The 21,576-nt window shown below is 61.6% G+C and carries 21 protein-coding genes; 10 read left to right on the top strand and 11 right to left on the bottom strand.

Annotated features, from left to right (window positions below; all coding sequences use genetic code 11):
* Positions 1–5 precede the first annotated feature (5 nt).
* From cyoE to BM344_RS10625, 4 genes are all read right to left on the bottom strand, one after another.
* Positions 6–926: a heme o synthase gene (cyoE, locus tag BM344_RS10640; protein WP_091989415.1), complete on the bottom strand. Its 921-nt coding sequence runs from the start codon at positions 924–926 to the stop codon at positions 6–8.
* Positions 923–1,984: a COX15/CtaA family protein gene (locus BM344_RS10635; RefSeq protein WP_091989412.1), complete on the bottom strand. Its 1,062-nt coding sequence runs from the start codon at positions 1,982–1,984 to the stop codon at positions 923–925. The genes cyoE and BM344_RS10635 overlap by 4 nt, the downstream gene beginning before the upstream one ends.
* A gap of 94 nt (positions 1,985–2,078) precedes the next feature.
* Positions 2,079–2,729, bottom strand: a complete 651-nt coding sequence (locus BM344_RS10630; RefSeq protein ID WP_228143592.1) for a hypothetical protein — start codon at positions 2,727–2,729, stop codon at positions 2,079–2,081.
* Positions 2,729–3,463 (bottom strand): SURF1 family protein, encoded by a 735-nt coding sequence (locus BM344_RS10625; protein ID WP_208603392.1) that lies wholly within the window; start codon positions 3,461–3,463, stop codon positions 2,729–2,731. Before BM344_RS10625 ends, BM344_RS10630 begins: the two co-directional genes overlap by 1 nt.
* A gap of 77 nt (positions 3,464–3,540) precedes the next feature.
* On the opposite strand from BM344_RS10625, the gene BM344_RS10620 reads away from it, so the two are divergent.
* Positions 3,541–3,744, top strand: coding sequence for a twin transmembrane helix small protein (locus tag BM344_RS10620; RefSeq protein ID WP_091989407.1), 204 nt, complete (start codon positions 3,541–3,543; stop codon positions 3,742–3,744).
* 10 nt (positions 3,745–3,754) lie between these two features.
* On the opposite strand, the gene BM344_RS10615 is transcribed toward BM344_RS10620, so the two are convergent.
* The 4 genes from BM344_RS10615 to coxB are packed head-to-tail and all read right to left on the bottom strand — an operon-like array spanning position 3,755 to position 8,033.
* The gene (locus tag BM344_RS10615; RefSeq protein ID WP_091989404.1) at positions 3,755–4,642 is read right to left on the bottom strand and encodes a cytochrome c oxidase subunit 3; all 888 of its coding nucleotides are present in this window, start codon (positions 4,640–4,642) and stop codon (positions 3,755–3,757) included.
* A gap of 16 nt (positions 4,643–4,658) precedes the next feature.
* Positions 4,659–5,252 (bottom strand): cytochrome c oxidase assembly protein, encoded by a 594-nt coding sequence (locus BM344_RS10610; protein WP_091989401.1) that lies wholly within the window; start codon positions 5,250–5,252, stop codon positions 4,659–4,661.
* A gap of 15 nt (positions 5,253–5,267) precedes the next feature.
* A complete protein-coding gene (gene ctaD, locus BM344_RS10605; RefSeq protein WP_091991005.1) occupies positions 5,268–6,851 on the bottom strand; it encodes a cytochrome c oxidase subunit I in 1,584 nt (527 codons plus the stop codon).
* A 57-nt stretch (positions 6,852–6,908) separates the two neighbouring features.
* The gene (coxB, locus tag BM344_RS10600) at positions 6,909–8,033 is read right to left on the bottom strand and encodes a cytochrome c oxidase subunit II (protein WP_091989398.1); all 1,125 of its coding nucleotides are present in this window, start codon (positions 8,031–8,033) and stop codon (positions 6,909–6,911) included.
* Between the two features lie 202 nt (positions 8,034–8,235).
* Between coxB and BM344_RS10595 the strand changes: the two genes are divergently transcribed.
* The 7 genes from BM344_RS10595 (at position 8,236) to BM344_RS10565 (ending at position 15,188) form a co-directional block, all read left to right on the top strand.
* Positions 8,236–9,564 carry an MATE family efflux transporter gene (locus tag BM344_RS10595; RefSeq protein ID WP_091989395.1) on the top strand — a complete coding sequence of 443 codons (1,329 nt, stop codon included), beginning with the start codon at positions 8,236–8,238 and terminating at the stop codon, positions 9,562–9,564.
* 207 nt (positions 9,565–9,771) lie between these two features.
* On the top strand, positions 9,772–10,422 hold the full coding sequence (locus tag BM344_RS10590) for a hypothetical protein (RefSeq protein ID WP_091989392.1): 651 nt from the start codon (positions 9,772–9,774) through the stop codon (positions 10,420–10,422).
* Between the two features lie 13 nt (positions 10,423–10,435).
* The gene (locus BM344_RS10585; RefSeq protein ID WP_091991003.1) at positions 10,436–11,101 is read left to right on the top strand and encodes a methylamine utilization protein; all 666 of its coding nucleotides are present in this window, start codon (positions 10,436–10,438) and stop codon (positions 11,099–11,101) included.
* On the top strand, positions 11,101–13,479 hold the full coding sequence (locus BM344_RS10580) for a putative bifunctional diguanylate cyclase/phosphodiesterase (protein WP_091989389.1): 2,379 nt from the start codon (positions 11,101–11,103) through the stop codon (positions 13,477–13,479). Before BM344_RS10585 ends, BM344_RS10580 begins: the two co-directional genes overlap by 1 nt.
* Positions 13,479–14,351: a DUF3034 family protein gene (locus BM344_RS10575; RefSeq protein ID WP_208603429.1), complete on the top strand. Its 873-nt coding sequence runs from the start codon at positions 13,479–13,481 to the stop codon at positions 14,349–14,351. The genes BM344_RS10580 and BM344_RS10575 overlap by 1 nt, the downstream gene beginning before the upstream one ends.
* Positions 14,351–14,779 carry a group I truncated hemoglobin gene (locus BM344_RS10570; protein ID WP_091989383.1) on the top strand — a complete coding sequence of 143 codons (429 nt, stop codon included), beginning with the start codon at positions 14,351–14,353 and terminating at the stop codon, positions 14,777–14,779. The genes BM344_RS10575 and BM344_RS10570 overlap by 1 nt, the downstream gene beginning before the upstream one ends.
* Before the next feature lie 22 nt (positions 14,780–14,801).
* Positions 14,802–15,188: a DoxX family protein gene (locus BM344_RS10565; protein ID WP_091989380.1), complete on the top strand. Its 387-nt coding sequence runs from the start codon at positions 14,802–14,804 to the stop codon at positions 15,186–15,188.
* On the opposite strand, the gene BM344_RS10560 is transcribed toward BM344_RS10565, so the two are convergent.
* The gene (locus BM344_RS10560) at positions 15,178–16,974 is read right to left on the bottom strand and encodes a sensor domain-containing diguanylate cyclase (protein ID WP_091989377.1); all 1,797 of its coding nucleotides are present in this window, start codon (positions 16,972–16,974) and stop codon (positions 15,178–15,180) included. The two genes, BM344_RS10565 and BM344_RS10560, sit on opposite strands and share 11 nt — an antisense overlap.
* 157 nt (positions 16,975–17,131) lie before the next feature.
* On the opposite strand from BM344_RS10560, the gene BM344_RS10555 reads away from it, so the two are divergent.
* Together BM344_RS10555 and BM344_RS10550 are read left to right on the top strand one after the other, a co-directional pair.
* The gene (locus BM344_RS10555; RefSeq protein ID WP_091989374.1) at positions 17,132–17,362 is read left to right on the top strand and encodes a DUF1653 domain-containing protein; all 231 of its coding nucleotides are present in this window, start codon (positions 17,132–17,134) and stop codon (positions 17,360–17,362) included.
* Between the two features lie 115 nt (positions 17,363–17,477).
* A complete protein-coding gene (locus BM344_RS10550) occupies positions 17,478–18,800 on the top strand; it encodes a Na+/H+ antiporter family protein (RefSeq protein ID WP_091989371.1) in 1,323 nt (440 codons plus the stop codon).
* A 364-nt stretch (positions 18,801–19,164) separates the two neighbouring features.
* Here BM344_RS10550 and BM344_RS10545 read toward each other — a convergent pair whose 3' ends face one another.
* Both BM344_RS10545 and prlC read right to left on the bottom strand, forming a co-directional pair.
* Positions 19,165–19,419 (bottom strand): YheV family putative zinc ribbon protein, encoded by a 255-nt coding sequence (locus BM344_RS10545; RefSeq protein ID WP_091989368.1) that lies wholly within the window; start codon positions 19,417–19,419, stop codon positions 19,165–19,167.
* A 71-nt stretch (positions 19,420–19,490) separates the two neighbouring features.
* Entirely contained in the window at positions 19,491–21,536 is a 2,046-nt protein-coding gene (gene prlC / locus BM344_RS10540) for an oligopeptidase A (RefSeq protein ID WP_091989365.1), read from the bottom strand.
* Positions 21,537–21,576: the final 40 nt, after the last annotated feature.

The raw sequence follows: 21,576 nt of genomic DNA, 5'->3' as shown, positions 1-21,576 counted from the left end.
TAGGTTCAGAAAAATATAAAATGATCCACCAGCAATACCACAAACAGGGCCATGAGATAAGTGATGGAATACTTGAAGGTATTCAGGGCCACCCGCCGGTCGTCGCCCTTCAGCAGACGCACCGCGTACTGCAGGAAGCGCAGCCCCAGGGCCAGGGCGCCCACCAGGTAGATACCGCCGGACATGCCGGTAACAAACGGCAGCAGACTGACGGCCAGCAGCATCAGGGTATAGAGCAGGATATGCAGCTCGGTGAACTTGTTGCCATGGGTGACCGGCAGCATGGGAATACCGGCCTTGGCGTACTCTTCCTTGCGATGGATGGCCAGGGCCCAGAAATGGGGGGGCGTCCAGGCGAAGATGATCAACACCAGCAGCAGCGCGTGGCCCTCTACCTGGCCAGTCACCGCGGTCCAGCCGAGCAGCGGCGGCATGGCCCCCGCAAGACCACCGATGGTGATGTTCTGGGGCGTGGCCCGTTTCAGGAACAGGGTGTAGACGCCGGCGTAGCCCACCAGAGAGGCCAGGGTAAGCCAGGCGGTCAGATGGTTCACCTGCCACATGAGGACCGCCATGCCCACGCAGGCCAGCAGGGTTGCGAAGACAATGGCATCCACCGGCGCAATCTTGCCCGTGGCAACCGGGCGCTTTCGGGTGCGGGCCATAACCGTATCGATCTTCTGGTCTACCACGTGATTGACCACGGCCGCGGCACCGGCCAGCAGGGCAATGCCCAGATTGCCCCACACCAGAACACCCCAGCCCGGCACCCCGGGGGCCGCCAGCAACATGCCGATCACCGAGGTAAGAATCATCAACGCAACCACCCGGGGCTTGGTCAGCTCCAGATAATCACGCCAGGAAATGGCTGTTCGGGAATCGCTCGCAATCGCCTGGGTCGGCAGTACTTCCACTTGCTCGCTCATGCCGGGACCTCCTGGTTCATAGTTGTGGTATTTGGTGCAGTGGCATTCCTGGTGTGGGGCAGCAGCTGGTGGCGCCAGACAAGATGAATGATGGCCAGAAGCAGCCCCGCTCCCATCGCGTTGTGGGCAACCGCGATGGACAGGGGAATATGGAAGATCACGTTGGCCAGGCCAAGCACGATCTGGGCAACGAGGACCACCGCCACCAGGCCGATGGCCGAACCGAGACCGGAATCACCGCGCCGGCGCCACATCAGTGCCAGCAACGTGGCCCAGTACACCAGCACCACCATGGCGCCTATCCGGTGGGTTACGTGAATCGCCACCCGGCCATCCGCCGTCAGCTGGCCACCCAGATAGTTCGGGCCCACGTGCTGGGTGACATCAAAACCATGGCGGAAATCCATGCCCTCCGGCCACCATTGGCCCTGGCAGGTGGGCAGGTCGGTGCAGGCGACGGCGGCATAGTTGGCTGCCGTCCAGGCGCCGAGCGCAATCTGCAGGATCACCAGCAGCAGACCACCATAGAGCCATGGCCGAAAGCCAGTGAGTGGCGTGGCAGCCGGCGGTTCGGCACCGGTGCCGGCCCGGGCCCGGCGGCGTAAACGCAGGGTGAGCAGGGTCAGCAGGCTGAGGGTGGTGAAGCCACCAAGCAGGTGCATGGCTACGACCTGGGGCCAGAGTTTCAGAGTGACCGTCCACATGCCAAAGGCCCCTTGCAGGACAATGAAACCGGCAATGAACAGCGGCAGTTTCACCGGTACGCCTTCACGCCGGTGTCGCACGGCGTAGGCCGCCAGTCCGAACACCACCAGGCCTAGTGTGCCGGCGGCGTAACGATGGATCATTTCCGGCCAGCCCTTCTCAACGTCCACCGGGGTGTCCGGGAAGCGGGCGTTGGCGATGGCGATATGGGTGTCACTCTGGGGCACGGTCAGGAAACCGTAGCAGCCGGGCCAGTCCGGGCAACCGAGGCCGGCGTGCACCAGCCGGGTCCAGGCACCGAGCATGATGACGACGACCGCCAGCAGCACTGCCAACGTCGCCCATCTGGCCATGATCCTGGCCGCGTCAGGCTGAGCCGGGGACGGGGCAGCTCGGCCGGATGAAGCAAACAAGGGTTGATTCAAGACTGACACTCCGCGCCAACGATTACCCGATCTGAGACAGTTTGAGCAGGTGCTTGAGATCTTCAAGCATCTCCTTGCCCGTATGCTCCGGCCCGTAATGCATCATCACGTTACCGAAGGGGTCCACCAGCAGAATCCGGGGCGTCTCTGCAGGATTGATACCCTCTGGCCAGGCGGGTGCACTGCCCGAGGCCGGCACCAGGCGTTCCATGGAGCTGTATTCGTCTGGCCAACGGGCCTGCAGATCCGCGGGAATGCTGCCCAGCGTCGCCGCGCGGCCGACGCGATTGGCGTTCTTGCCAAGGGCGATGTTGACCTGGCGGGCAAGGTAGAGCAGTTCTTCACAGCTGCTGCCGCAGGCGCCGGCGGATACCAGCATCAACCACTGGGCATCCGGATGCTCCGGGCCGAAGCGTTCGGCCAGCGGCTCGCCGGTGGTGGTTTCAAGATTCAGTTGGGCAACGGGTACCGGGGGCTGAATCAGCTCGCCATTGTTGGTGTGGCCCGCAGGGTTCAGCCAGCCGGTGTAAAACATGATGGTGGCCACGATCATCGGGCCGAAGCCCAGTGCGAACAGCAGAAACGCCGTCCGGCGGCCACGCCGCACCTGTTCCGGGGTAGGGCCTTCGCTGTGTTCCTCGTTGGACATCCGGTCAGCCATTGTCATTGTCATTATTGGCTCCTGTCTTTCGGTAACTCGCTTCTTCGGTAACTCGCCACTACTGTCAATATAGTCAGAGCCACGGCCAGCGCAAACCATTGGGTGGCATAGCCGTAATGGGTTTGCGGCCCCATCATGTCCGGCTCCCAGTCTGCCCGGAAGGCGCCCGGCTGACGCTGCCCTGACAGGCGCAGAATGCCGCCCGGCAGGCCCGGAATTTCCGCTCGTGCGGTTGCCTCCGGGAGACTCTGGACTCGTCTTGGCCATCGGTCGACCGGCTCGGCCGGCTCAGCCAGCACTGGGGGCACCGGGTACTCACCAACGCGCCCCTGCAAACTGTAGACGCCGTCCGGCGCGTCCACCTCTGGCAGCCGGTCCCGGGTACGGGGCGCCGGGACCCAGCCCCGGTTGACGATCACCGGCGGGCCCTCCAGCGGATAAAACCCGGTAAGTACCTCGTAGCCCGGCACGCCATCCCGGGTACGGTTATCCAGCAACCAGGTTCGGTCACCGTATCGCCCCGTCAGTGTCACCGGGCGGCCGGGGGTCAAACCCTGTTCAGCCATCTGCGGCCAGGGCAACGTTTCGGCCTCCTGCTGCCAACGGTCCAGCAGGGTCTGCTTCTCTTCCGCCCGATTCAGCTGCCAAACACCAAGACTCAGGAGCACTGGCAGGAACACGCCGCTGAAGACAAGCAACCGCCAATCGAGATGCCACCGGCGGGCAGTGCGCTGCGAATCACCCATGCTCTGCTATAGTGACCTCAGCGAGTCCGCAGCCGTTACCGGATCGTACATTCGCAAAACCAACAACAGGAAGTCCCATGCTTAAGGCCGTAATCGTAATTCTGCTGCTGGCCGTTCTGGTGAGCCTTTTCAGTGGTCTGTTCTTTCTGATCAGGGATGGCGGTAAAACCAACCGGGTTCTCAATTCCCTGGCGTTAAGGGTCACCCTCAGCATAGTTCTCCTGGCAGTGATTCTGATTGCGTTATGGCAGGGTGCCCTGACGCTCAATCCGACACCCTGATCACCCTCGCTCAAAGAATGTAGACGAACACGAACAGGCCAAGCCAGACCACGTCCACAAAGTGCCAGTACCAGGCCGCCGCCTCGAATCCGAAGTGGTTATCGGCGGTGAAGTGACCCTTGTTCAGCCGCATCAGCATAATGAACAGCATCAGCGAACCCAGGATCACGTGGGCACCGTGGAACCCGGTCAGCATGAAGAAGGTGCTGCCGTAAATCCCGGACTGCAGCGTCAGATCGAGATCCTGATAGGCGTGCATGTACTCGTAGCCCTGCACAAAGACAAACACCAGAGCCAGCGCGATGGTCAGTGTCAGCCACAACTTGGTTTTCGCCCGGTTGCCGGCCTTCAGGGCATGGTGGGCGACTGTCACGGTGAACGACGAGGTCACCAGCAGGATGGTGTTGATCAGCGGCAGCCCCCAGGGTCCGATAACTTCCTTGGGTCCGGGATAAAGCTCGGGATTGGGGTTGTTGACCAACGGCCACGAGGACTGGAAGCCCTCCCAGAGCATGTTGGAGGTTCCCCGATCACCCTCGCCGCCCAGCCAGGGCACCGCAAACACCCGCACGTAGAACAGGGCGCCAAAGAAGGCCGCGAAGAACATGACCTCGGAGAAAATGAACCAGCTCATGCCCCAGCGGAAGGAGCGATCCATCTGCGGGCTGTACAATCCCTTGCGACTTTCCTCAATGACGTTCCCGAACCAGCCAAACAGCATGTACGCCATGATCAGCGCACCAATGAAGAACATGATCCAGGCGCCGGTGGTACTCTCCCCCTGCTTGCCGTTGACCATGATCGCAGCCACCCCGTAGAGGGTGACGCCCAGGCCAACGGTGGCAATGATGGGCCATTTACTCTGTTCCGGAACGTAATAGGTCTGGTTTTCCGCCATGACAGTCTCCAATGGCTTATCCGTTATCGGTTGTTGTTGTGGCTTTCCGGGAATTCGTTGTTACCGCCGGCTGCTTGCCCTGGTCGTACAGCGTGTACGACAGCGTGAGCTTGGTAATGTGAGCCGGCAGGTCCTTGTCGACAATGAAGATCAGCGGCATTTCGGTGCTCTCTCCGGCGCCCAGAGGCTGCTGGTTGAAGCAGAAACACTCGGTCTTGTGAAAGTACAGCGTGCCTTCGGAAGGCGACAGGCTCGGAACCGCCTGACCGACCATGGCCTCGGTGGTCGGATTCTCGGCATAGAAGTTCACCGTGGTGGGTTCGCCCGGGTGCACCTCCACAGAACGAACCACCGGCCGGAAAGTCCAGCTCATGCCAGGGCCGTTGGAGGCGAGAAACTGCACCGTCACCGTGCGGCTCTGGTCAGCCTCGGCCACCTCCGTCACCTCGTAACGCCCGGCGGTCTTGCCGTTGATGCCTGTGATCTCGCAGAACACGTCATACAGTGGCACCATGGCAAATCCGAAGGCAAACATGCCAACGACTCCCGCCAGACACCAGCCCACCACCCGGGTGTTGCTGCGGCCAGACTGTACTTGCCGGTCTGCCATGGCGCGGCCCTCTGCTTACTTCACTTCCGGGGGCGTGGCAAAGGTGTGGTATGGAGCCGGTGACGGCACCGTCCACTCCAGACCTTCCGCGCCGTCCCAGGGCTTGGCGGGTGCTTTCTTGCCACCCCGGATGCACTTGACCACGATCAGCAGGAACAGCAGCTGGGTGGCGCCGAACATGAAGGCACCAATGCTCGACACCATGTTGAAGTCGGCAAACTGAAGCGCGTAATCCGGAATCCGACGTGGCATACCCGCCAGGCCCAGGAAGTGCATCGGGAAGAACGCCAGGTTCATGCCGATGAACGACAGCCAGAAGTGGGTCTTGGCCAGGGTCTCGTCGTACATGTGCCCGGTCCACTTGGGCAGCCAGAAGTAGGCGGAGGCAAAGATCCCGAAGATCGCGCCCGGCACCAGCACGTAGTGGAAATGGGCCACCACGAAGTAGGTGTCGTGGTACTGGAAGTCTGCCGGGGCAATGGCCAGCATCAGGCCCGAGAAACCGCCAATGGTGAACAGGATGACAAACGCCACCGCGAACAACATGGGCGCCTCGAAACTCAGGGAGCCCCGGAACATGGTGGCCACCCAGTTGAATACCTTCACCCCGGTGGGCACGGCAATCAGCATGGTGGCGTACATGAAGAACAGCTGACCCACGATGGGAATGCCGACGGTGAACATGTGGTGTGCCCAGACCACGAACGACAGCAGGGCGATGGCGCCCACCGCGTACACCATGGAGGCATAGCCAAACAGCGGCTTGCGGGAGAACGCCGGGATGATATGAGACACCGCCCCGAATGCAGGCAGGATCATGATGTACACCTCGGGATGCCCGAAGAACCAGAACACGTGCTGGAACAGCACCGGATCACCGCCGCCGGAGGCGTCAAAGAAACTGGTACCGAAGTTGATGTCCATCAGCATCATGGTGACCACACCGGCCAGTACCGGCATCACCGCAATGAGCAGGAACGCAGTGATCAGCCAGGTCCAGACGAACAGCGGCATTTTCATCAGGGTCATGCCCGGCGCCCGCAGGTTCAGGATGGTGGCGATCACGTTGATGGCGCCCATGATCGACGAGATCCCCATGATGTGCACCGCGAAGATGAAGAACGTCGTGCTCGGCGGCCCGTAGGTGGTCGACAGCGGCGCATAGAAGGTCCAGCCGAAGTTGGGCGCGCCGCCTTCCATGAACAGGGTGGATACCAGAATCAGGAAAGCGCAGGGCAGCAGCCAGAAGCTCCAGTTGTTCATCCGGGGCAGGGCCATGTCCGGCGCACCGATCATCAGTGGCAGCATCCAGTTGGCCAGCCCTACGAAGGCCGGCATGACCGCACCAAACACCATGATCAAACCGTGCATGGTGGTCATCTGGTTGAAGAATTCCGGCTGCACAATCTGCAGCCCGGGCTGGAACAGTTCTGCCCGGATGACCATGGCCATGGTTCCCCCGAGCAGGAACATGGCGAAACTGAATATCAGGTACATTGTCCCGATATCTTTGTGGTTGGTGGTCAGCAGCCAGCGGCTGAAGCCTTTGGCCGGGCCGTGATGATGATCCTGGGCGTGGGTATCTGCAACCGCACTCATGAAAACCCCCGTTACCGCCATTTCTTGTGGCTGGTGATATCTGTTATCTGGCGTCGATTACTGCTGGTTCTTGTAATCAAAGATTTCTTTCGGCGTGACCATTTCACCGGTGTTGTTACCCCAGGCGTTCCGCTCGTAGGTAATCACCGCGGCCAGGTCCACTTCGCTAAGCTGGTTACCGAAGGCCTGCATGGCCGTGCCCGCCTTGCCGTTGACAACAATGTCGATGTGCGCGGCCATATCCTCGGTGGCGATCGAGCTGCCCTTGAGCGCCGGGAATGCGGGCGGGGCACCGCTGCCGTCAGCCTGGTGACAGGCCGCACAGGCCGTCTGGTAGGCTTTCTCGCCACGCTCCATCAACTCGGCCATGGTCCAGTCTTTCTGGGTCAGCTGGCGCTCACGCTCGGCGGCTTCCTTCTTTTCCGCCACCCAGGCGTTGTATTCCTCTTCAGGCACTGCTTCCACCACAACCGGCATGAAGCCGTGGTCCTTGCCACAAAGCTCGGTACACTGGCCACGATAGATGCCGGGTTTGTCGACCCGCGTCCAGGTTTCATTGATAAAGCCCGGAATGGCGTCTTTCTTCACGCCGAAATCCGGCACCCACCAGGAATGGATCACGTCGTTTGCCGTCAGCAGGAAGCGGACCTTCTTGCCCACGGGGATAACCAGGGGATTGTCCACCTCGAGCAGATAGTTATCCCCCTTGGCCTGACGGTTCTCGATCTGGGCACGGGGCGTGGCCAGGTTGGAGAAGTAACCGAAGTCCTCGTTGATATACTCGTACTGCCATTTCCACTGATAACCGGTGACCTTGATGTCCACGTCCGATTCGGTCGTATCGTACATGTCGACCAGGGTGGCGGTGGCGGGAATGGCCATCACAACCAGGATGGCGAAGGGTATGATGGTCCAGAGGACTTCCACCAGCGTGTTCTCATGGAAGTTGGCCGGTTTCGCGCCCTGGGATTTCCGGTGCGCAAAAATGGACCAGAACATGACCCCGAAGACCACGACGCCGATCACGACGCAGATCCACAGAATGGTCATGTGAAGGCTGAAAATCTCGTTACTGGTGCCGGTCACCCCCGGGGTCATGTTCAGTGTCCAGTCCGCCATGGACCAGGCGGGGAACATCAGACCGCCTAAGAGGGCACCCGCCCGCTGAGCGTGCACGCGCATACTGTGTCTCCACAGAGTGTTATTCTTGTCGGATTTTGCGTCATCCCCCCGACACCACCGGCGCTCGCATACACCGGACGTTCAGGGTGGAAGCCTGCTTACGGATACATCGAAACTGAGTATAGACACAGATCAAGAAAAGACTAAAAAATCGGCTAAATCCAAAAAATCTAACTAGTTATTTTTAATAATTGTATCGAATATGACTTTTAACCTGCCGGCCACCGACCGGCGCCTCTGGGCCCTGGCCTGGCCCCTGATGCTCACCAACCTCACCGTCCCCCTGCTGGGACTGGTGGATACCGCCGTGCTCGGACACCTGGAGAGTCCCGAGTACCTGGGCGCAGTGGCGGTGGGCGCCAACCTGTTCAGCATTCTTTACTGGACCTTCGGTTTCATGCGGATGGGTACCACGGGCCTGGCTGCCCAGGCCTGGGGCAAACGGGACCGGTTTGGCCAGGTGGCGTTGCTGCTGCGCTCGGTGCTGCTGGCCACGGGGATCGGCCTCCTGCTGATTCTGTTCCACCGGCCGCTGATCGAGATTGGGCTTGCCCTGATGAACCCGAGCGAAAACGTCACGGAACTGGCGGCCGAGTACGCGGCTATCCGCATCTGGAGCGCCCCGGCGGTGCTCTGCCAGTACACACTGGTGGGCTGGCTGATCGGCACCCAGTACGCCCGCGGCCCCATGCTCATGCTCATCGCCGCCAACGGGCTCAACATCGTGCTGGATGTCCTGTTCGTAACGGTGCTGGGCTGGAACAGCCGGGGCGTGGCCATTGCCACGGTGATCGCCGAGTACGGCGCCGCCAGTCTCGGTTTCCTGATCGTGCTGCAACGCATGCCGGAAGGCCAGCGGCTGACCCGGGCCCTGTTCGGCAGCCTGGCCGACTATCTGAAGATTCTCAGGGTTAACCGGTACATTATGGTCCGCACCATTATCCTGTTGCTGGTGCTGGCCTTCTTTACCGCCCAGGGTGCCCGCCAGGGCGATGTGATTCTGGCCGCCAACGCCGTCCTGATCACCTTCCTGCTGCTGATCTCCAATGCCCTGGACGGCTTTGCCAATGCCGCCGAGGCACTGATTGGCGAAGCCATTGGCCGGGGCAGCCGGCGCCGGTTCCGGGTGGTGTTCCGAAGCGCCCTGCGCTGGTCGCTCTGGGGCGCACTGCTGCTTACCGTTGTGTTCGTGGCCGGGGGCCACTGGCTGATATCACTGCTGACCGGCATCGAGGAAGTCCGGACCACGGCCTGGCGTTTCCTGCCCTGGCTCTGGCTGCTGCCGTTCGCCGCCGTCTGGGGCTTCCTGCTGGACGGTGTGTTTATCGGCGCCACCCGTACCCGGGATATGCAGAACACCATGTTGTTCTCGGCATTGGGGGTGTTTGCTCCAACCTGGTGGCTCACCACCGACTGGGGCAACCACGGTCTCTGGTTCGCCCTGATTGCCCTGATGCTTGCCCGGGCCGCCAGCATGGGGTGGCTGTGCTGGTCACACACCCGAAGCGGGCGCTGGTTCCAGACCGATTGACACGAATCGGGCTCGCTTACATTACAGCTGCGCATTTTCACCGCGTCAGAAAAGCAGTCCGGAAAATCTCGGCTACACTTGTCAGAAAAGGCAGGCGCGACGTGGTGGCCAGCCCCCTTCTCCTGCCGGGTAACTCGTTGTTTAACGTTTCTTGCAACGGGAGGCGCCTTGCGACCTCAATTCGTTCAGACATTGGCATCTCCTGAAATGACACCACAGGTAGTCCTCGAAATCATTGACCAGGCACGGCGCAAGGAGGCCCGTTCAGGCGCTTTCCTCCGGCAGCTCCATGAAAAGGCTGCTGCGCTGCCCTCGTCTGTGACCATTGAGGGCTACCAACCCGCCACCTGTCTGTTCCAGTTTGTGGTCGAGTATATCGAGATGGCGCCGCGCCTGATCGAATGTGTAGAGGCCTGCGCCCGTGAAGCCGGCAAGGCCGGGCTGTTCGCGCCTTTCGTCAAGGCGGCCATTCGCTACTTCACGCAGCCGTCGGCGTTACTGGTAAGATACGACGGTCTCGATGGCCTGCTGATCAGGGCCTATCTCTGCCACCGGTTGATGGAGGAGATGCACGAGAACAATCGCTTTACCCGCGCCAGCGAGCTGGTCGACCTGGAAGCGACTCGTGCCAATCTGCTGGCGCATCAGTTGATCGGCGAACCCTTCGCCAATGAACTGGACGATTCCATCACCGTCACCGTGCTGCAGATCGCCGGCACACCGGATTATTACGAGCTGAACCTCGATCCATTCGTGGAACAGGTCAACAACGCCGCCTGGGACTGGATGCGGCATTACTGGGAAAATCTGCTGGAAAGGAACCACATCCGCTTTTCCCTTGGTCCCCGTATGTCCTGAAATGCCCAAGCGTATGAAGAGAGTATCTGCCGCTGGATTGCCAGCAATCCTGTTATTGGCGTCGTGTCCTGTTTTTGCCGTCGCACTTGAGTTGCCGATAACGGTGACCCTCGAGGGCACCGGAGAGCCTGTTGCAGGCGCCGTGGTTTCCGTGGATACCCGCAACAAACCGACTCCTGACACAGCGGAAATCTATCAGAAGAACCGGGCATTTCACCCGCAGATTCTGGTGGTTCCGGTGGGCTCGAGCGTGGATTTTCCGAACCGGGACAACACCCAGCACCACGTCTATTCGTTCTCTCCGGCCAAGACCTTCAATATCGAGCTCTACGCCGGCCGGCCGGAGGCACCCATCGTGTTCGACCAACCCGGAGTCGTGGAGCTCGGCTGCAACATTCACGATCAGATGCAGGGCTTTGTCGTGGTGTCCGACACCCCGGCGGTCGGCACGACCGATGATGCCGGCCAGGTGACGCTGTCCCTGGAACCCTCGCGGAGTTCCGACAGTCCCGGACGGATCGGGCTTGAGATCTGGCACCCCAGGCTGCCAGACAACACCCGGCCGATCACCGTGGAGGTGACCACCAGCGAACCGGCCTCGGTTTCCCTGTCGCTGGTACCGGAAGCTCCGGCGGAAAGCTCCCTGGATTTGCTCCAGCAACGCTTTCGTGAGCTTTGATGAGGATTGTCTCCCGGCTTGGCTTCCGTGGGCGACTGATCGCCGCCATGATTGCACTGGTGGCGCTGGTGAGCCTGGTGGTGATCGCCATGCTCATGGTGTACCTGTTCGAGGATGAGAAGAGCCGGGCATTGAACCAGTTGGCCATCGGCGAGCGCCTGACCCGGGAGGTGATCGACCGGCGCACCGAGCTTGAACTGTCCCGGCTGAGCGTGCTGGTTCGTGACTTTGGTTTCCGATCCGCGGTGGCCAGCCGGGACCCGGCCACCATCGCCAGCGCCCTTGAAAACCACAGCGCTCGTGTCGGCGCCGGCTTTGCCCTGATTCTGGACACCGAGGGCGTACCCCTGGCAACCACCGGAATCCACCCCCTACCCGAAATTCCACCAGGCCAACTGGCAAAGGCCCGCCAGGACGGATTTGCCCGCTCGATCCGGGCCATCGACGGGCAGGGCTATGAGGTCCTGGTGATTCCTGTTGAGGCCCCAGGCCTGCGGGCCTGGCTGGTCATCGGCTTTGCCATGGACCAGGCGCTGGCCGAGGTGATCGCCCGCCTGAGCGATACCTCGGTGATTTTCCGGGCCCGCTCGGAATCGAACAGCCAATACCAGCGGTTTGCCGCAACCACCGACATTGACCAGACGCTGACCCGGGAACTGGCCCGGGCTGCCGGATCCGGCAGCCTGATTGAAAGCTCGGGCTATTTTACCCGCATCATCAACCTCGGCGGCGGCGATGGTGAGGGCAGTACAGAGGGCAATCCCGCGCCGGTCCAGACCATCCTGTTGATCAGCCGGGATGCTACGCTTCAGAGCTATTACCAGAGGGCCGTCGAGATGGCCCTGCTGGTCTGCGCCATCCTCGTGTTCGCCATTCTGCTGGCGCTGATCATCGCCCGGACCCTCGGCCAGCCAGTGCTTCAGCTGGCCAGCTACGCCCGCGCCATTGGCAACGGCGAATCGCCCGAACCACCGACGATCCGGGCCGGCGGCGAGCTGACCCAGCTGCGCAATGCCCTACGGGACATGCTGAAAAGCCTCCGGGAACGAGAGGCCCAGATCCGCTATGCCGCCAGCCACGATGACGTGACCGGTCTGGGCAACCGCAATGCGCTGATGGACGTGGCGCGGGACCTTTTCGAACGTGCCGGAGCCTGCACCCTGATCGGCATTCGCCTGAACGATCTGTCCGACATCAACGACACCCTGGGCCTGGAATTTGGCGACAAGGTGCTGGCGGAGACCTCCCGGCGTCTTCAGGATGCCCTGCCCGACGCCCACATTATTGCCCGCACCGGCGGTGGCGAGTTTCTGGCCCTGATCCCGCCCATGGCACCGGAAGAGCGGGATCAGCGGGTCAGCGAACTGCACGACCTGATCGAATCGCCGCTCCAGATCGACCAGACGCCGTTTTCGCTGCGGGTCACGGTGGTGACCATGGAGTTGCCCGAGGATGCCGCCGACACCAATGCACTGCGCCGCCGGCTCAACCTCACCTTCGAGCAGGCCGAGGCGCATCCGGAACCCTTCACCCGTTACCAGCCCGGTCGCGACGAAAGTCACCTCCGGGAGCTGAAACTGATCACCGACCTGCATGCCGCCATCCTGACCAACTGTTTGCACATGAACTACCAGCCCAAGCTGGACAGCCGCACCGGCCAGCTGGTGCAGGTGGAAGCCCTGGTGCGCTGGATCCACCCAGAACTCGGGTTTGTCTCGCCGGAGGAGTTCATCTTTCTTGCCGAACAGTCTGGCCAGATCCACGAGCTCACCGCGCACATTCTGCAACGGGTGGCCAGCGACGCCCGCCAGTGGCACCGGGACGGGATCGACACCGGCATTGCCATCAACCTGTCTGCCATGGACCTGACCTGGCACTCGCTGATCCAGCACGTTGCCGACAGTTTCAGCAACTGGCACCACGATCTGGATCGGATCACCCTGGAGGTTACCGAAAGTGCGCTGATGGAAGATCCGGAAGAAGCACTGACAACGCTCAGGCGGCTCCGGGATCTGGGAGTGACCCTGTCGGTGGACGATTTTGGCACCGGTTATTCCTCGCTGTCGCAGTTACGCACACTGCCCGTGCAGGAGCTGAAAATCGACAAGTCGTTCGTGCTGAAGCTGGATTCCGAGCCCCAGGACCAGCTGATTGTCCGGTCCACCATCGAGATGGCCCATGGTCTGGGGCTGAAAGTGGTGGCGGAAGGCATTGAAAACCATAATACGTGGCAGCTCCTGCAGCGTTGGGGCTGTAACCTCGGACAGGGCTTTTACCTGAGTCGGCCCGTAGCAGCAGCCGATCTGGCGGAGACCGTCAGAAAGCTGGCCGAGCGTGAACCGGAATTGAGCGAAACAAAACGGGAGTACACCGGATGATGATCCGACCCCTCGTCGTGCTAACGCTGGCGCTTTGGGCGGCTCCTTCGGCCTTTGCCGACATCGGCAGCCGGATCTGGGCCACGGGTGGTGTCACAACCATCGAGGGCGCCGCCGGTGGCGGCCTCGTGCCCTGGGCCCTGCTGGGCAGTTACGCCAGCGACCGGGAGTGGGGCGGCACGCTCACCCTGAGCCGGGCCGAGGTGGATGATTACAGCCTGTCGGTCACCGGGGCCGGCCTGAACTGGAACAACCGGATTGAGGTAACGGTGGCCCGCCAGACCCTGGATCTGGACAGCCTGGTGTTCACCCTCAAGAACGGCTTCGGGCTGGAACAGGACGAACTGAACCAGGATATTTTCGGGGCCAAGCTGCGGCTGTTCGGAGATGTTCTTTATAGCCCCTGGGGGCAGTGGTCTGCGGGCATCCAGCACAAGCGCCAAGGTGACTTCACGGTACCCTCGGCCATCGGCGCCCGGGACGACAGCGGCACCGATGTCTACTTCGGCGGCAGCAAGCTGTTCTTCGCCGCGGTGCTGAACCGCAACCTGCTGGTCAACGTGACCACCCGTGGCACCCGCGCCAACCAGGGCGGCCTGCTGGGGTTCGGCGGTGATCGCAACAACAGCTACGAGTGGATGGTGGAGGGCAGCGTGGGACTGTTTCTCAACCGCCAGTGGCTGGTGGGCGGGGAATACCGGCAAAAACCCGACAACCTGGGTTTTGCCGCCGAAGACGACTGGTGGGATGTGTTTGTGGCCTGGGTGCCAGACCGGCGCCTGGCCGTGACCGCGGCGCTGGTGAACCTGGGTGATGTGGCCACTCTGGAGGACCAGCAAGGGTTTTACCTGTCTCTGCAGGGGAGTTTCTGATGATGACCCGATTCACCGTACTGGCGGCAGCTCTGGTGCTCGCCGGCTGTCAGGCCCTGCAGGGCACACCCGAACCCACCCTCTACCAGCAACTGGGGGAACGGCAGGGTATTGCCCGGATTGTCGAGGATCTTTTGTATCGGATTGTGGAAGACGACCGCATCAACCATCAGTTCAAAGGGGTGAATGTGGCCCAGTTCCACCGTAACCTGACCGACCAGCTATGTGAGCTCAGCGGCGGCCCCTGCACCTACACTGGCCGCGAAATGCGGGAACTGCACGCAGACATGGCCATCACCGATACCCAGTTCAATGCCCTGGCTGAGCATCTGATCCTCGCCATGGAGGAAAACGATGTGCCCACCGGCGCCCAGAACCGGATGATCAAGCGCCTCGTTCCCCTGTATCCTGACATCCGCAACCTTTAACACCTGACACGGAGACCGGACCTTGCTCGAAAACGCTGACGTTGGAAAACTGATCATCCGCCTGACCCTGGGTGGCCTCATGCTGTTTCACGGCATTGCCAAGCTGCTCAACGGCATCGGCTTTATCGAGGGCGAACTGGCCAGTCATGGCCTGCCAACGGTGCTGGCCTATGGCGTGTATGTCGGCGAAGTGCTGGCGCCGCTGATGGTCATTCTCGGCTACCAGACCCGCATTGGCGCCCTGATCATCGTCTTCAACATGCTGTTTGCCATTGCCCTGGTACACGCGCACCAACTGCTGAGCCTCGGCGGCAACGGCGGCTGGGCACTGGAGCTCCAGGGCTTCTTCCTGTTCACGGCGGTGGCGGTCATTTTCCTCGGCCCGGGCCGCTACAAGCTCAAGAACTAGGCGCCACCGCCGCCCGAAAGCCCCGCGCTACCATCACGCGGTTGCGGCCCGCCGCCTTGGCGGCGTACAGGGCCTCATCCGCCTGGCGAATCAACTCCTGGGGTTCAAGATCGGCGGTGGGAATGAGCGTCGCCACCCCGACGCTGATGGTCAGGTGGACCGGCGCCATGTGCTCTCCGGAATAAACCGGAGACCGGGCCACCGCCAGCCGGACCCGCTCCGCCACGCGAACGGCGCCATCCTCGGGTGTGGCCGGCAGCAGGATGCTGAACTCCTCGCCACCGTATCGGGCCAGCAGATCCCCGGACCGCTGCACTTCTTCGGTGCACAGGCTGGCCACCTCTGTCAGGCAGTCATCGCCCACCAGATGGCCGTGGTCATCGTTGACCCGCTTGAAATGGTCGATATCGATCAGGAGCAGACTCAACGGGTGGCCCTGTCGCAGGGCGCGCTTCCACTCGTCGTCCAGCTTCTGGTCAAACCGGCGACGGTTGGCCACGTGAGTCAGTCCATCGGTCAGACTGATGGCCCTGAGCTGGTCATTGGCCCGCTCCAGCTCCTCAGTACGCTCCTGCACCCGCATCTCCAGGGTCTGGTTGGCCTGCTGCTGGATCACCAGCGCCTGCTCCTGGGCTTCCTGACGCCGACGACGTTCCAGGTTGATCCGGTAGGCCATGGCAAAGGACAGCAGGATCACTTCCAGGGCCACTCCCACCTGGGGCACGAACTCGGTGAGAAAACTGCGGGGCATGACCCCGAGTTTGCTGACCGCGAGGATCAGGTGGCCGATCAGCAGCGGCGTCCAGGCAAGCACGTAGAAGCCGCCAAGGACCTGCCCCTTGCGCCAGACGACCACCCCGATCAGCCAGGCCGCCGGTGTCATCACGGTGGCAAACACGCTGACCAGTACGATACCCGACTGATAAGGGCCGAACAGCCCGTAAAGGAAGCAGACAATGGCGATAACCCACGCCACCTGGATAAATCGGTAGCTGGGCTTACTGTACAGGCGTACGTTCAGGAATCTGAGGGTGAAATTAATGGCGAAGAACAGTGCCGCGCTGATTGCCGGCACTGTGAAATACTGGTTCAGGAAGGGCAGGTTGGGCCAGAGCCACTGGAACAGCAAGCCATGAAAATTGAGCTGGACCAGGCCGGTGGCGACCACCGTGAGCACGTACCAGAGATAGGTGGAGTGGCGCACAATCACGAACAGGAACAGGTTGTACAGCGCCATCGCCAGGATGATGCCCAGGAACGCCGTTTGCCAGCCGTAGGAGAGCTGTTCGTTGGCCAGGAACTGCGCCGACGGCGTGATCTCCACCGGAATCTGGACCGCGCCCAGAGTACTCACCCGGACATACGCCGTGGTCGGCTCGGTGTTAGAGGGCACCAGAAACACAAAATTGCGGTGGTAGATGGGTCGGCTTTCGAAGGGCAGGGTATCACCGGTCTGGTGACGCTCGACCACCTCCCCGTTGAGCACCCAGTACACCGATACTTCGTCCAGCAGGGGGTAGCCAACCTCAAGCACACGGTTGACCGGTTCCGGCGGCACCTCGACCTTCAGCCAGAAGCTGCCGTCGCTGAAGCCGCGATTGAAGATCTCATCGGCGCTGGACGTTTGCCAGGCGGCCGGCGGCAACGCCCGCACCTCCTGCAATGACAGCTCCCGGGCTGGGGCCTCCAGCCACTGGAACGCCACAGGCTCGGCCCACGCCGGCCCGGACAACGGCAGTACAAGCGAAACTATCAGAAGAAAGATGCAGAAAACCTGCCGCATCATAGCCGATTCCGGTTTCCGGGCCCGTCCGGTTGTTCTACACTTTCAGGCCCTGACTCAGTCGTTTGCATCCCTGCGGTTTTTTCCAGTGTAGACGGTTGCGCGCCGCACGTCCTCCATACTGCAGCGCCAGCATAACCCGACCCCCTAGAGGCCCCGAATGACAGAACGCAAGAATGACATCCGCCCCGGCCGCTACCGACATTACAAGGGCAAGGATTACGAGGTGCTTGGCATCGCCCGGCACAGCGAAACCGAGGAGCAGATGGTGGTGTACCGTTGCCTGTACGGCGATTACAGCCTTTGGGTGCGGCCCCTCGCCATGTTCCGGGAAACCGTGGAGGTGGCCGGTGAGCAGGTGCCCCGCTTTGCCCGCCTCGACCAGGACTGACCGTTACACAACCGCTTTGACTACCGCAGTCGTTTCCGGCACATTACCGCGCTTTTCATGATGCAGGTCCCCAAAAGGGGCCGGATCGTCCTCAATTCCTACCCGGAGTTTTGCCATGAATGCCGTTGTCGCCGCGGTCGCGATCATGCTCGCCCTGAGCCTGTGCCGCATCCACGTAGTTGTTGCCCTGATCATCGGTGCCGTTTCCGGCGGCCTGATTGCCGGGCTGTCCCTGGAAGCCACCATCGAAGCCTTCAATAACGGGCTGGGCGGCGGAGCCACCGTCGCTCTGTCCTACGCGACTCTCGGCGCCTTCGCCGTGGCCATCGGCAAGTCCGGCCTGGCCCACGCCCTGGCCGACAAGGCCCTGGCCCTGGTGGGCCGCCAGGACGAGGGCAGCGCCGGCAAAGGCGTGCGCTTTATGATCATCGGCCTGCTGCTGGCCATCGCCATCTCGTCCCAGAACGTCCTGCCGATCCACATTGCCTTCATTCCCCTGGTGGTGCCACCGTTGCTGTACGTGATGGCCAGACTGAACATGGATCGCCGCCTGGTGGCCTGCGTGCTCACCTTCGGGCTGATTACCCCATACATGTTCCTGCCCGTGGGGTTTGGCGGTATCTACCTGAACGAAATCCTGCTGGCCAAGGTCAGCGCCAACGGCGTCGATGCCGCCGGCCTGAACGTCATGAAAGCCATGGCCCTGCCGGCGCTGGGCATGTTGTGCGGGTTACTGATTGCAGTGTTCTTCAGCTACCGGAACGGTCGAAGCTATAACCTGGAAACCATCACCAAAGCGGAACGGGTGGACGCCCGCTACAGCCCACGCACTCTGGTGATGGCGCTGGTAGCCATTGTGACCGCATTTGTGGTGCAGCTCTGGCTGGGCTCCATGATTCTGGGCGCGCTGGCCGGTTTCGTGCTGTTCAACCTGTCCGGCGTGGTGCGCTGGAAAGAGGCCGACGACCTGTTTACCGAAGGCATGAAGATGCTCGCCATGATCGGATTCATCATGATCGCCGCCTCGGGCTTTGCCGAAGTGATGCGGGAAACCGGCGAGATCGCCAGCCTGGTGGACAGTTCGGTGGCGGCCATCGGCGAGAACAAGGCCATGGCGGCCCTGCTGATGCTGGTGGTCGGCCTGCTGATTACCATGGGTATCGGCTCGTCGTTCTCCACCATCCCCATCATCGCCGCCCTGTACGTGCCCCTGGCCCTGCAGCTGGGCTTCAGCCCCCTGGCCATCGTGGCTCTGGTGGGCACCGCCGGCGCGCTGGGCGATGCCGGCTCCCCGGCCTCCGACTCCACCCTGGGCCCCACCGCCGGCCTGAACGCCGACGGCCAGCACAACCACATCTGGGATACCGTGGTGCCCACGTTCCTGCACTACAACCTGCCGCTGCTCGCCTTCGGTTGGGTTGCGGCCATGGTTCTCTAGTTCGGAGTTTGCTGTTCCTCGTAGCCTGCTGGTTGGCGGGCTGCGAGGGGGCTGGGGGTCTTTTCCCCTTGGAAATGGAACTCGCTTCGCTCAGACATCCGTTTCTGGCGGGGAATAGACCCCCAACCCCCTCACGTCAGAACAAAACGATATTTCCAGGGATAAAGAATGAAAAACGGCTTTTGTCTCAAGCCGTTTTTCCTTGGAGGGTCTTTCTGGAAATCACTGGACAGTCCGGTCGAGAGGGTATGGGTGTGCTTTTCTGCCGGGAAAAAGATGTCTGAGCGAAGCGAGTTGTTTTTCCCAGAAGAAAAGCATGCCCATGGCCTCTCAGCCCGACCATTATCAGGCTGGGAAAGACAACTTACTCATCGTCGGCAGCGGACTTGAAAAACACCACCTGTTTGACGGTGTGATCATCCTCATTGCGACGCTTGTTCACCCGCGTCTCGAGCTCCGGATTGGCCGGCTGCTCGGTGTCGGACATGGCATCGGTAAAGCCGCAGGCCACACATTCGCGCACCTGCTCATCGTCGTCGGTGGTGAACATCATGATCTTGTCCATTTCCGCACAGCGAGGACAGACCGCACCGGCGATAAAGCGTTTTGGACTCGCCATAAAAAACTCCCGTAACTTTGGGCAGTGGTTGTCGGGTTACGGCCGTGGGCCTAACCCGACACCACTCGGTATCAGGCGGCTTCGTCCGTGATGCCGGTCTGTTTGAGCAGCGCATCCACCTGGGGTTCCCGACCGCGGAACGCCTTGAACAGTTCCATGGGTTCCTGTGAGCCGCCTTTCTCCAGAATGTTGTGGAGGAAGGCCTTGCCGGTGTCCGGGTCGAAGATGCCTTTCTCCTCGAACAATGAGAAGGCATCGGCCGCCAGCACTTCCGCCCACTTGTAGCTGTAGTAGCCCGCCGCGTAACCGCCGGCGAAAATGTGCGAGAAGGCGTTCGGGAAGCGGTTGAATTCCGGGGCTTCCACCACCGCAATCTCACTGCGCACCTTGCGGTGCATATCCAGCGGGTTGGTGGGGGCCTCGTCGGTGAATTCCGCGTGCAGGCGGAAGTCGAACAGGGAGAATTCCAGCTGGCGCACCATGGCCATGCCGGACTGGAAGTTCTTGGCCGCCAGCAGCTTCTGCAGCAGATCCTCCGGCAGCGGCTCCCCGGTTTCGTGGTGGGAGGCAATCAGCGCCAGGGATTCCGGGTTCCAGCACCAGTTTTCCAGGAACTGGCTGGGCAGCTCCACCGCGTCCCAGGCCACGCCGTTGATGCCGGACACGTCCAGCACATCCACCTGGGTGAGCATGTGGTGCAGGCCGTGGCCGAATTCGTGGAACAGGGTGGTGACCTCGTCGTGCGTGAGCAGCGAGGGCTTGCCGTTCACCGGCGGGGTGAAGTTGCAGGTGAGGAAGGCCACCGGCAGCTGCACCTGGCCACGGAGGTTACGCCAGCGCACCCGGCAGTCGGCCATCCAGGCACCGCCGCGCTTGCCCTGGCGGGCAAACAGGTCCAGGTAGAACCAGGCCAGGGGCTCGCCGTTGCGGCTGATGCAATACGCCGCGGCGTCCTCGTGCCAGGTTTCCACCTCGGGTTTCGCCTCGATCTGTACGTCGAACAGCTTCTCCGCCACCCGGAACAGGCCAGGCACTACCTTGTTCACCGGGAACCAGGGGCGCAGGGTTTCCGGGGAGATGTCGTAGCGGGCCTGGCGCAGCTTCTCGCTGTAGTAGCCCACGTCCCAGGCCTGCAGATCCTCAACCCCGTACTCGTCCTTTGCGAACGCCTTGAGCTCGGCGAACTCTTTCTCGGCCTGGGGTTTGGATTTGGCCGCCAGCTGGTTCAGGAATTCGAGCACTTCGTCGCTGCTGCGGGCCATTTTGGTGGCCAGGGAGCGCTCGGCGTAGTTGTTGAAGCCCAGGAGTTTGGCCTGAGCGTGGCGGCGCTTGAGGATTTCGGCCATTACCGGGGTGTTGTCCCACTGGCCGGCGTCAGGGCCCTGGTCGGAGGCGCGGGTTACGAAGGCTTCGTAGACTTCGCGGCGCAGGTCCCGGTTGTCGCAGTAGGTCATCACCGGGTAGAAGCTCGGGAAGTCCAGGGTGATCACGTAGCCGTCCAGCTCTTTCTGCCGGGCCGCCTGTTTGGCGCTCTCGATGGCGGTCTCTGGCACGCCGGCCAGCTGGTCGACGTCGGTGATGTGCTTGTACCAGTGCTGGGTGGCATCCAGTACGTTGTCGCTGAACTTGTTGGACAGCTCGGAGAGCTCCCGGGACAATTCGGCGTACTGTTTTTTCTTGTCCGCGGGCAGATCCACGCCGCCCAGGTGGAAATCCCTCAGGGTGTTTTCCACGGCCTTGCGCTGGGCTTCTGTAAGATCCTTGAAATCCGGCCGTTCGGCCAGTTTCTTCCAGGCGTTGCACAGGGTCTCATTCTGGCTGACTTCGGTGCTGTATTCGGTCAGCTTTTCCAGGCAGCGCTTGTAGACCTGGCGCAATTCGTCGTTGTTCATCACGCCGTTAAGGTGCGAGATCACGGACCAGGCGCGGCTCAGTTTGTCGTCCAGGGCCTGTACCGGCTGGGCCAGGGTTTCCCATGTGGGGTCTTCCTGTTCGGCCAGTTGGCTGATCTTCATCCGGTTTTCACTGAGAATCTGGTCGATGGCCGTTTCCATGTGCTCGGTGCGGACATGGTCAAACTTCGGCAACAGGTCGTCAGTCAGTAACGGGTTATTCATAGGTCCCCTTCTCAGCTGGTCGAATCTTGGGTAGTTTCAG

This window comes from Marinobacter gudaonensis, from assembly GCF_900115175.1.
Classification (GTDB): Bacteria; Pseudomonadota; Gammaproteobacteria; order Pseudomonadales; family Oleiphilaceae; genus Marinobacter; species Marinobacter gudaonensis.
The sequence above is the reverse complement of the archived record's forward strand: the minus strand, read 5'-3'. Positions and strand labels throughout refer to the sequence as shown.